Origin of the sequence: Microcystis sp. CS-574 (genome assembly GCF_028329095.1) — a bacterium.
Lineage (GTDB): Bacteria > Cyanobacteriota > Cyanobacteriia > Cyanobacteriales > Microcystaceae > Microcystis > Microcystis ichthyoblabe_A.
The window spans coordinates 35,745-46,349 of sequence record NZ_JAQMSY010000142.1; the positions used below are offsets into that span (position 1 = coordinate 35,745).

The 10,605-nt window shown below is 41.7% G+C and carries 9 protein-coding genes and 1 pseudogene; 5 read left to right on the forward strand and 5 right to left on the reverse strand.

What is annotated here, in order from left to right; translation table 11 throughout:
* The first annotated feature begins 57 nt into the window (after positions 1 to 57).
* Entirely contained in the window at positions 58 to 459 is a 402-nt protein-coding gene (locus PN470_RS11380; protein ID WP_002735395.1) for a hypothetical protein, read from the forward strand.
* A gap of 294 nt (positions 460 to 753) precedes the next feature.
* Here PN470_RS11380 and PN470_RS11385 read toward each other — a convergent pair whose 3' ends face one another.
* The 4 genes from PN470_RS11385 to psb30 form a co-directional block, all read right to left on the reverse strand.
* Positions 754 to 2,310, reverse strand: a complete 1,557-nt coding sequence (locus tag PN470_RS11385) for a M16 family metallopeptidase (RefSeq protein ID WP_272104559.1) — start codon at positions 2,308 to 2,310, stop codon at positions 754 to 756.
* A gap of 563 nt (positions 2,311 to 2,873) precedes the next feature.
* The gene (locus tag PN470_RS11390) at positions 2,874 to 4,460 is read right to left on the reverse strand and encodes a hypothetical protein (protein WP_272104560.1); all 1,587 of its coding nucleotides are present in this window, start codon (positions 4,458 to 4,460) and stop codon (positions 2,874 to 2,876) included.
* 10 nt (positions 4,461 to 4,470) lie between these two features.
* Positions 4,471 to 6,810, reverse strand: a complete 2,340-nt coding sequence (locus PN470_RS11395; RefSeq protein ID WP_272104561.1) for an NACHT domain-containing protein — start codon at positions 6,808 to 6,810, stop codon at positions 4,471 to 4,473.
* Between the two features lie 388 nt (positions 6,811 to 7,198).
* A complete protein-coding gene (gene psb30 / locus PN470_RS11400) occupies positions 7,199 to 7,318 on the reverse strand; it encodes a photosystem II reaction center protein Ycf12/Psb30 (protein ID WP_002736367.1) in 120 nt (39 codons plus the stop codon).
* Between the two features lie 175 nt (positions 7,319 to 7,493).
* On the opposite strand from psb30, the gene PN470_RS11405 reads away from it, so the two are divergent.
* The 4 genes from PN470_RS11405 to arsC all read left to right on the forward strand — a co-directional run bounded on the left by PN470_RS11405 (position 7,494) and on the right by arsC (position 10,182).
* Entirely contained in the window at positions 7,494 to 7,832 is a 339-nt protein-coding gene (locus PN470_RS11405) for an ArsR/SmtB family transcription factor (RefSeq protein WP_002737698.1), read from the forward strand.
* A 125-nt stretch (positions 7,833 to 7,957) separates the two neighbouring features.
* A complete protein-coding gene (gene arsB, locus PN470_RS11410; protein WP_104396895.1) occupies positions 7,958 to 9,103 on the forward strand; it encodes an ACR3 family arsenite efflux transporter in 1,146 nt (381 codons plus the stop codon).
* A gap of 9 nt (positions 9,104 to 9,112) precedes the next feature.
* Positions 9,113 to 9,760, forward strand: a complete 648-nt coding sequence (arsH, locus tag PN470_RS11415; RefSeq protein ID WP_002750383.1) for an arsenical resistance protein ArsH — start codon at positions 9,113 to 9,115, stop codon at positions 9,758 to 9,760.
* A gap of 23 nt (positions 9,761 to 9,783) precedes the next feature.
* Positions 9,784 to 10,182, forward strand: a complete 399-nt coding sequence (gene arsC / locus PN470_RS11420) for an arsenate reductase, glutathione/glutaredoxin type (RefSeq protein WP_271937164.1) — start codon at positions 9,784 to 9,786, stop codon at positions 10,180 to 10,182.
* A gap of 282 nt (positions 10,183 to 10,464) precedes the next feature.
* Here arsC and PN470_RS11425 read toward each other — a convergent pair.
* Positions 10,465 to 10,605, reverse strand: a pseudogene (locus PN470_RS11425) (ISAs1 family transposase); the annotation flags it as partial.

The window sequence follows — 10,605 nt, forward strand, 5'->3', positions numbered from 1 at the left end:
TAAAACCGTAAAATCGTCTATAACTATAGTTTAGACGCAGGCAATCGGATCGAGTCCATGTCCTTAGAAGAAAACCCCTACCCTAACGATGAATCGGCAGAATTTACCGAAGCGATTGAAGAAGTCGAAGCGGCGATCGCATCACTAAAAGACCGTTATCGACAGATCAATGAAGCAGAACAGCAAAAAAAAGACCTAGAGGCACAATTTAGCCAAATAGAACCCCAATGGCGCGAAAATCCCCTACCTGAACTAGAAAAGGAATTGGTACAAATTCGCGAACAGATTCAAGAATTAGAGGTAATTTTAGAAAGCAATTTACTCAAAGAAGGGGAATTAAAGCGCCTATTCTGGGAAGGAATCCGTCGCGGACTGCTGGGGGAAGTTTTTTGGCAAATTGTCCGCTTTGGTGGTATTGGAGTCTTACTGGGTTGGATTCTGCGATCCTGCAGTGGGTGATTAACTGCACCGGAAGTGGGGTGTTGGGGTGTAGGGTGTGGGGTGTGGGGTGTGGGGTGTGGGGTTTTACCGATTTTCAGGTAAAAAGTACCTAATTTTCAGGGAAAAAGTACCTGAATTTTACCCCCGATCACTCCAATGGTAGGCACTTTTTGAGGGAAAAAAGTCTAAAAGTCTTAGGATTTAGTATAAATTACTTGTTAAGACGGCACTGGAGAGGAGAGAAGGTAGCTTTTTTTCAGGGAATGCTCACTTAATACCGCTCACTGAAAAATCGCCTATCTCCCCATCTCTCTATTTCGGTAAAATTCGGCCAATAGTGCGATTTTCCGGGGTAAAAGTCTCTTTAGCCACCCGTTGAATATCGGCTGCCGTGACAGCATTATAAGCATCTAATTGGGCAAATAAATTACGCCAATCGCCGGTTTTTACCTCGTATTCAATCAAGGATCGCGCCATGCCCATGTTAGAATCAAGACCTCTTAATAGGGCTGCCCGTAGTTGATTTTTAACCCGTTCTAATTCCTGTTCCGAAACTGGTTCATTTTTCAATCTTTCCAACTCCAAATTTAAACCCTGCGCTACTTCCTCTAGGCTGACATTAGGAGCGCTGAGAGCATAGAATAACAGCAAATTCGGGTATTTATCCCCCGGAAAGCCGTTAAATCCCTGGGCAGCGAGAGCAAGTTGTTTGTCCTCCACTAAAGCTTTATACAGTCGCGAAGTTCTTCCTTCACTCATTAAAGTGGCGATAACCTCGTAAACCGCATGATCGGGATGATTGAGGGCGGGACGATGGTATCCTTCTAAATACCAAGGCTGCGAGGCTAATTTTAGGGTAATTTCCTTTGTTTTGGTTTGGTTCGGTTCCACTACTTTCACCTGTGGGGGTTTCGGTTTAGCGGGAAAACGACCAAAATAAACTTTAGCTAACTGTTTGACCTGTTCTGGGTCCACATCCCCGGCGATAGCTATGGTTAAATTACTGGCAGGATAAAATTTATCGAAAAAGTTTTGGATATCTGAGGGTTCCAGATTGCGAATATCTCGATCGTAGCCGATAACGGGACGTTTGTAGGGATGGACAGTATAAGCTTGATCGAGAAAAGCTTCGATTAATAGACCCAAGGGGCTATTATCCGTCCGCATCCGTCTTTCTTCTAGAATTACGTCTTTTTCTTTGTAAAATTCCCGTTGGAACACCGGTTCTAAAAATCGTTCCGATTCCAAAGACATCCACAATTCCAATTTATTCGACGGGAAACTGTAAAAATAGCTAGTTGCATCGCTGGAAGTGGTGGCATTTAAACCGACTCCCCCCTGAGTTTCGACAATTTGCCCGTATTCGTTGCGTTGGACGAATTTCTCGGACTCTGCCTTAGTTTTTTGAAATTCTTCCGTTAATTTAGCCACTTCTGCGCTTTTACCCGCTTTTTTGGCCGCTTGCAGTTCTTTGTCTATAGCTTCAAGGCGATCGAGGACTTTTTTCTCGCTAAGATAATCGGTAGTACCGATGGTTTTTGTGCCTTTAAAGGCTAAATGTTCCAAAAAGTGGGCAACTCCTGTTTTACCGTCCGGTTCATCGGCACCTCCCACATCCGCATAGGTGACAAAGGAAATAACCGGAGCATCGCGATTTTCTAGGATAATAAATTTTAGTCCGTTGTCGAGGCGAAATTCGGTAATTTTTTGTTGAAATTGCTTAAGGTAGGGGGTAATCGATTGTACATCGGCTGGTTGCTCTTTCGCTTGGGCAAGAAGGGGTGAGAAACTCCCAAAACTCCAAAACACAAGGAAAGCGACCCAAAAGCCGATTACAGCCCGATAATAGGGGTTATTTTTAATGATCATAGATAGTTTTATCAGGTATCGTGGGAGCGAGAGATCGATCGCTCTGTTCGATCTTAGCAGTCGATTGTTAGGAGAGGGGGAGTGGGAATTATGAATTATGAATTATAAATTATGAATTGGGAAGTGGGGAAGTGGGGAAGTGGCAATGGGGGCTTTTCAGTAAACAGTAAACAGTAAACAGTTAAGCTAAGACGCATTTAAACCGCTTATTCTTAGATTAGCCGAACCTCCCCCAATCCCTTTACTGTTGCCTTTTGCCGTTCGGCTGAGCTCACGGCCGAAGCCTCTTGCCTTTTGCCTCGTCTCAACAAGCAATTTAAATTACGAACAGCTTAGGGACTTGCGTGGGAATAATATCCCAATCGATCGGAGGGCGCAAGCTTTGCGCCCCTACAGTAACGGATTTTGTCCACAATGTAGGGGCGAACTGCGTTCGCCCAAAAGGTACATTATCAAAGCGCAAGTCCCTTATCAGTTGTCATTTCATTGTTTACTGTTCACTGTATCTCAACAGTAGAAGAATTTATATAACATCGTCAAGTTTATTACTGTTTGGGCGACTATTACTGCCCATCTAAAATGCCTCTGAGGGGGTTGCGGGCTTTTTCTTCTAATTTTTTACCTCGCACCCAAAGGACAGTACAAAATCCGAAGATAACTAGCCAAAATAGGGATATTGATTGCCATTCCCAAGATAGGCGATGATACAGAGCAAAAGAGGTAAACCCAAATACAATGGGAAACCAACAAAACCAGGGAAAAGCCAATATCGACAAGAATCGCACCCATCCTAAATCTGTTTTTTCTTTAGCCAGATACCAAATTCCCAAACCAAAGACAATAACTCCAGCCACCGTGCCAGCCACCGCGACAGCTACAGCCGCCGCCCCAACGGATCCAGCCACCACCACCACCCCAGTCACCGCCACAACCACAGCCCAAACTACAGCCGAAACCAAAGCTACAGCCCAAACCACAGTTATAAACCCAGCTACAGCCCAAAACCCAGCTACAGCGCCAAACCAAGCCCCAGTCACCGCCCAAAACCCATCTATAAACCCAACCAAACCAGCCCCATATATAGACCCAACCACAGCCCAATACACAGCCACAATCCCAACCGACACAGCCGCGCCCCAGATTCCAAATTTAGATTTAGAGCCAGCCCCAACCAAAGCAGCCCCATACATAGCCCCATACATAGCCCCAACCACAGCCCCAACTACAGCTATAAACCAAGCTCTAGACCCAACCACAGCCACAACCACAGCCCCAACCACAGGCACAAAAACAGTCCCAACCACAGCCACAACCACGGCCACAGCCGCATTCACATCCGCAAGCTCATACTCTGTCACCCCTGCCCAAAGTAGGTTTTTTCTGAGTTGTCGATACCATTCTTGGCAAAACGTCCAGGGTCCCAGTAAGCCCAATTGCATCAATAAAGTTGGCTCTGATGTATCTTTTTCGAGTATAATTTCTCGCCATAAAACTATCAAAAAATACAGCACAACAGCAATTGTGATTGCCATCAAGCCATTAACCCAACTTTTTGGCTGACTGTACATGATAGCGAATATTTCAATTACAGATGCAAGAGAGAGCAAGAAGACAACAGTTAAAACAATTAGATATTCTCGGCCTTTTTTAAACTCATATTCTATTTTTTCAAAAAGATTGCGCCAGTCGTTTCTTGTGGGGCGGCGGTAGTTGATTAAACGAAACAGTAAGGCAAATTTTAATTCAGGTGTCAGACTATTAAATAAATATAACCAACGCTGGTTTGGAGTGATTTTACTTAACACTCGATCAACAAACTCTATTTTATTGTCTAAATTTTCAAGTGAAACCGATTCCAATTCATTTTTAAAATAACTTAATTGAGTTAGATTAATTTCATCTTGTAACTGAATCGCACATAAAGGAATGACTAACCGAGGATCGAGTTCAAAAGTGATTTTAGGAATATCATCAGCAGAGCTTTCAATAATTGCAGCAGCAACTTTCTTGACAGTAGCAGAGAACTGAAAATTGCTTGAATTTTCAAAAGGTTGCCAAATCCAATTTAAGTCCGTTTCGATTACCTCTTGTGGCTGGCGCTTTTGTTTGACGGCTCGATTTTTTAGTCGGCGAATGAATCTGAATAGCATTAGTTTTCCTTCATGATAGAGTGCGATTGCGTTCAGCTTGACTATCTTCTAACTCCTTCAACAGTGCTGCAAGTCGAAAACTTACTTTTCCGCTTAAGTTCGGATCTTCCTGCAATCTTTCAAGTGCCTCAGCCGCTTCTGGTATGGCAATTTTAACTAGATCATCCATTGCTTCTATAGAGCCTTTTCGAGCTAAAGATTCTAGTTGATTGACTGCTAAACCTCCCATTCTGATTAACGCTTCTCGCACTTCTATAAAATGGGGTTGATTGGGATCATAGTAAATAACTAATTTTTCTACTGCTTGAGGCAAATTAGTGGCGGATAAGGCTTGAGCCGCTGCTTTTTGACTGGCTGAATCATCTAAACTAGCAACTAAAAAATCAAATAATGCTTTCCCTCTAGGACGAAAATCAGCCGCTACTGAGCCAAAAGCACTACAAATTGATTCATCGGTTCTCAATTGTGTTTTAAAATAATCTATAATCTCCTGAGCAACTTCTGGTTTTACTTCTTGAGCATCTGCTAGACATTCAAATGCTGTCAGTGCATCTTGTTGATATACCGCCGTAATTAAATCCGTACTATTGTTTGCCAATCCACACCATAACTTGACAATTTCTAGCCAGTCGCTAGAAGCATTTTGCCATTTTTGAATTAATTCATCTTGTTTGTCTGTTAAAGCTGCTGCTACGAAATATTCTTGTAGAGTGAGATGAGGAAAACGATAACGCTGTCCGCCATCAATGCGAAGCAATAATCCACTGCGTTTGACGATTTCATCAACGATAGAATTAGCCTCTTTATGCTCTAGATTTAATGAAGGTAAGACTTGTTTAACTTGTTCCCATACTTCAGAATCAAGAAGACTGCGGCGATCTTGCTGTTGTCGATTAGCGCTATTCTGAGCATAGAGTGCTAAATGTTGCAGAACTCGCCGCTTGTTGACACCACTATATTGATTAGGGATATTTCTTTCTTGATCGCGCAATTCTAATAAAACATCAGTAGCTTTAGTGTAAAATTCGGCTCGCGAATGAGGTAAAACGAAGGGAGTATCCGTATAGAGATAGGCGATGATTGTTAACAGTAGGGGATTCCGCGCCAGTGCCATAATTTTCGGTTTAGCTCGCAAGTTTTGAATCAATTGTTCTACTGATTTCTCCGGCGGCATTTCCGACTTCCAAGCTTGCAAAAAGCGGCGCATTTGTTGGTCACTAAATTCGTCAATCTCTAAAGTTTCCTTGGTATTATCGACAAACTCATTATGATAAACAGCCGTCCGACAGGTAATAATTACTCGACATTTTTTATAATTTTCTAATTCTAAAAAGTCCTTAAGACACCGAACAACAGAAGAGCGAACGCCACTACTAACCTCATCTAACCCATCTAAAAGCAGCAGCAAACGTCCGTCTTTTAAACCTTGAGAGATGAAACGATTAGCTTTGGGAAAATTATGGCGATCGCAAGCTTCTACTAAATGTTGTTCTAACTTTTCTACTGTCAAATTAGCGTCATTGAGCCGATTTAATTCTAGTAAAATTGGCACGGGACGATCCGATAAATTTTTGAATCGTCCTTCTGAATAGGAAAGTGCTAGATACTTTAATAACATCGACTTTCCCGAACCAGGCGCACCTTTAACCACTAAGCGTCGGTATTTTTGCACCGCATTTTCTGCTTCAATTAAAGAGCGATCGCTCGCTTTAAAAGCTTTTAAAGAAACATAAATCTCCCGCATTTCTAGGGGACGATGAGGACGAAAAGGTATATTAAGTTTTTGATATTTATCAATTAATGCCTGTCGATACTTTTTAAGAGCAATATTTTCAAATAAGGGTGTTCCAGCGAAGGTTTTATAAATCCATTTACGAATCGCATCTAAAGACTGATTGAGCCATTTTTTTAAGGTATCACCAATAAAAGCCACCAAAACAACAAGAATAAAAGAAACAACAACAATAAAAGGCCAAGGTATCCAGTCCGGATATTTATTAATATCATATTGTTGTTCATAGATATCCCATAATTCATCCTGTGGAAAACAAGAAGCTTGAGAATTTGCCTCTTTATACAAATTTAAAATATCACTACTTGTCTTTTTCTTTTTATCAGTATTGAAAAAATTCAAACGGTCAGCTTCTGCATCTTTTTTTGCCCGATTTTGAATCTTTCCCCTAAGTTGGTTACAAGGATTAGGTGCAGGAGGCTTTTTAGTAGAAACAGGCAAAATTGTCCCCCACGCGACTGAAATTGCCAGTGCTAGGACAAAAATCATCAATAACTGCTGCTTTTTCCAGTGAATAAACTTCATTGTCTGTACCGTTTCTTTGCCTTTTTCCCACATCCTGGCTACCAATATAACACTGATTTATACAGTATAGGCTACATATAAGGAGAGGCACTCATGCACGAGGGGGAATAAATAATCAGTTTTTAAGTAGCTGGTTATAATTAAATTAAAAATGGATTTTAGGTTCGATCCCCCCTGCCCCCCTTGATAAGGGGGGTGCCGATAGGCGTGGGGATCCCCCCTTAATCCCCCCTTGATAAGGGGGGTGTCTGACAACTTTTAACGCCTACCTACTTAATAACCAGATTCAGTATGATAACTGAAAACTCACATCTGATAACTGATGACTGATAACTGACTCCTGACTTTTAGACAAAAAATCTCTCCCTAAAGAGGAGAGAAGTCAAAAAAAGCACGAATAACAATGGGTGGGAGGCGATTTTTATAGGTCGCCACCACGAAAAGCTAGTAGGAAAATGACAAAGGGGCCAGCTAACATGATTAGCGCCACGAAGGTGAGTTGAAAAATGGGTTCTAAATTGAGAGCCGCAAATAATTCCATGATGTCTCCTAACCTGTTTACAATGATTTAAAAGGCTAATCTGGTCAAAACCATTGTCTATCATACAGGGGATGATTCGCTGGTTTTCCTGATTCGATACAAAAATACATAAAGTTTTGTTGCAATTCTGAATTTTCCCGCTTTCCTATTTCCTTCCCACCGAGGGACCATCTCAATGTTCAACTCTCTGACCACATCTCCCGACTCGTTAACCCAGATTTATACTGGTTTTCAGGCACTCTCGGATCCCCTACGGCTGCAAATTCTGCAACTGTTGCGACATCAGGAATTATGCGTCTGTGAATTGCGCGATCATCTCGATATCGCCCAATCTAAATTATCTTTTCACCTAAAAACGCTAAAAGAAGCCAATTTAGTCCGCAGTCGTCAAGAAGGTCGTTGGATCTACTACAGCCTGAATCTATCTCAATTTCTTCTCCTAGAAGAATATCTATCCGAATATCGTCGTTTTGCCGCCCTTGTCCCCGCTCGTTTCTGCGAGGAAAATCAGTAACCAATCAAGATTTTTAGAAATATTAAAGCTTTATAACTAGCTTTTCCACTTGACATATCAACTTTTTTTGAAATAATAAAGGTGGATTACCCAATCTCCCATTATTCTCTTTCCACCTTTGTGCGATGACTAATCAAATCAATCCTAAAGCCGCCAAAGCTGGCGGTAGCCTTAGTATTTTTGAAAAATATCTTACCCTTTGGGTTATTTTCTGTATTTTGGCGGGAATTGCCCTCGGTCGGTCATTTCCGGACGTAGCGCGGACTTTAGATGCCATGAGTGTCTATAACGTTTCTATTCCGATCGCCATCTGTCTTTTCTTCATGATGTATCCGATCATGGTTAAGATCGACTTTTCTCAGGCTCTTAGGGCTGCCCGTACTCCCAAACCAGTTATTTTAACTTTAGTGGTTAATTGGCTGATCAAACCCTTTACCATGGTGGCGCTGGCTCAATTTTTTCTCGGCTGGCTGTTTCTGCCTTGGTTGAGTCAAACGGAGATTATCCGAGGACAGACGGTAAGTTTAGCTAGTTCCTACACTGCTGGAGCTATTTTACTAGGAATTGCTCCCTGTACGGCCATGGTCTTGATGTGGGGCTATCTTTCCTACAGTAACCAGGGTCATACCCTAATTATGGTAGCAGTCAATTCCCTAGCGATGCTTTTTCTCTACGCTCCTCTAGGTAAATGGTTACTGGCAGCTAATAATTTTGTAGTCCCCTGGCAGACCATTGTTTTTTCTGTGTTAATCTACGTTGGTTTACCGCTTATTGCCGGTATCTATAGCCGTCACTGGATTTTTAAACATAAAGGACGGGCCTGGTTTGAATCGCGTTTTCTTCACTATCTCAGTCCTGTGGCAATCACTGCCTTATTGTTAACCTTAATCCTCCTCTTTGCTTTCAAAGGCGATTTAATTGTTAGTAATCCCCTGCATATTTTCCTGATTGCTATTCCCCTGTTTATTCAAACTAATCTGATTTTTTTACTTAGTTATGTGGCCGCTCTCAAACTCAATTTAGTTTACGAAGATGCGGCTCCCGCTGCTTTAATTGGTGCTAGTAATCATTTTGAGGTAGCGATCGCCACTGCGGTGATGTTATTCGGATTGAATTCGGGGGCTGCTTTAGCGACAGTAGTGGGGGTATTGATTGAAGTACCTGTGATGTTAATGTTGGTAGAATTCTGTAAAAAAACCGCCTTTTGGTTTCCCAGAGATCCAGAAAAAGCCACCCTTCTCGATCCTCGTTGCTTGAGTTCTTACAAATAATTATTCACCATGATACAATCGACTCACAAACCAAGAATTCTTTTTCTGTATGGCTCTTTGCGGCCACGTTCTTACAGTCGTTTATTAGCAGAAGAAGCGGCCAGAATTATCACTGAATATGGGGCAGAAGTGCGCTTTTTTGATCCCCGTGAATTGCCGATTTATGGCAGTGTTCCCGATACTCATGCCAAGGTGCAAGAATTACGAGAATTAAGTCAATGGTCTGAGGGTCAAGTCTGGTCATCTCCTGAACTTCACGGCAATATTAGCGGCATTATCAAAAACCAAATTGATTGGATTCCCTTGAGTATTGGTGCGGTTAGACCTACCCAAGGCCGCACCTTAGCAGTTATGCAAGTAAGCGGAGGTTCCCAATCTTTTAATGCAGTTAATACCCTGCGAATTCTTGGTCGTTGGATGCGAATGTTTACTATTCCCAATCAGTCTTCGGTGGCTAAAGCTTATCAGGAGTTTAACGAGGATGGCACGATGAAAGATTCCCCCTATCGAGATCGAGTTATTGATGTAATGGAGGAACTTTATAAGTTTACCATTCTCCTGCGAGATCAGGTAGATTATCTGACTGATCGCTATAGTGAAAGAAAGGAAAAAGCCGCCCAAGAAATAGCCACAATTGCCCATAAAGCTATTAATTAAATCAATTTCTAGGAGTTAAAATCATGAAAAAAGTCATGTTTGCCTGTAGAAAAAATTCCTGTCGTTCCCAAATCGCCGAAGGTTTCGCTAAAACTTTAGGTGTGGGCAAAATTGCTGTCACCAGTTCTGGATTAGAAGCGGCCAAAGTTCACCCCGGAGCAATCGAAGTTATGGGGGAAATTGGTATCGATATTACCGACCAAACTTCTAAACCAATTAGGGATTTTAATCCCGAAGATTACGATGCCGTTATCTCCCTATGTGGTTGCGGTGTCAATCTGCCGGAAGGATGGGTTTTGCAGGAAATTTTCGAGGATTGGTTAATTGATGATCCCGATGGTCAACCCATGGAAACTTTTCGCCGAGTTCGCGATGAAATTAAGGCTAAAGTTATCGGATTAATCGAGCAGTTAAGTAGGTAGTTGTTAAAAGTTGTCAGACACCCCCCTTATCAAGGGGGGATTAAGGTAGGGTTGATTCATTTAAATTAAGTACAGCTGATTTTGAGTCAATAAATTTGACTTAAGATTCTCAAGTTTATCTTTTTCTAATCAAAAGAGTTAGTTACAATAACTAATCTTTAATCCTCTGCCAATATTTATTATGAATAAATTGATAAAACTTGTTCTCAAGCCACTAAAAGCCTATCTCTCTTGAAGTTGTCTGAGAGTACATCCTGTTAATTTAGCTAATTTTTCTGCTTCTTACGTCGATAAAACTATCAGTTTTTCCCAACGTTCAGCTAACCACTTCTGTCCCTCCGTGATTGAGAGAAAACCCAAACCTCTGAAAAGATTCAATCCTATAGTTGTGAGAATTGACCAATTGCTTGCCGCTTGAAAATC

What these genes read in the sequence shown, in the direction of transcription:
- PN470_RS11380 (WP_002735395.1), top strand. Translation starts at nt 58, where the DNA reads ATGTCCTTAGAAGAAAACCCCTACCCTAACGATGAATCGGCAGAATTT.
- PN470_RS11385 (WP_272104559.1), bottom strand. Translation starts at nt 2,310, where the DNA reads ATGATCATTAAAAATAACCCCTATTATCGGGCTGTAATCGGCTTTTGG.
- PN470_RS11390 (WP_272104560.1), bottom strand. Translation starts at nt 4,460, where the DNA reads ATGCTATTCAGATTCATTCGCCGACTAAAAAATCGAGCCGTCAAACAA.
- PN470_RS11395 (WP_272104561.1), bottom strand. Translation starts at nt 6,810, where the DNA reads ATGTGGGAAAAAGGCAAAGAAACGGTACAGACAATGAAGTTTATTCAC.
- psb30 (WP_002736367.1), bottom strand. Translation starts at nt 7,318, where the DNA reads ATGGAATTATTTGCGGCTCTCAATTTAGAACCCATTTTTCAACTCACC.
- PN470_RS11405 (WP_002737698.1), top strand. Translation starts at nt 7,494, where the DNA reads ATGTTCAACTCTCTGACCACATCTCCCGACTCGTTAACCCAGATTTAT.
- arsB (WP_104396895.1), top strand. Translation starts at nt 7,958, where the DNA reads ATGACTAATCAAATCAATCCTAAAGCCGCCAAAGCTGGCGGTAGCCTT.
- arsH (WP_002750383.1), top strand. Translation starts at nt 9,113, where the DNA reads ATGATACAATCGACTCACAAACCAAGAATTCTTTTTCTGTATGGCTCT.
- arsC (WP_271937164.1), top strand. Translation starts at nt 9,784, where the DNA reads ATGAAAAAAGTCATGTTTGCCTGTAGAAAAAATTCCTGTCGTTCCCAA.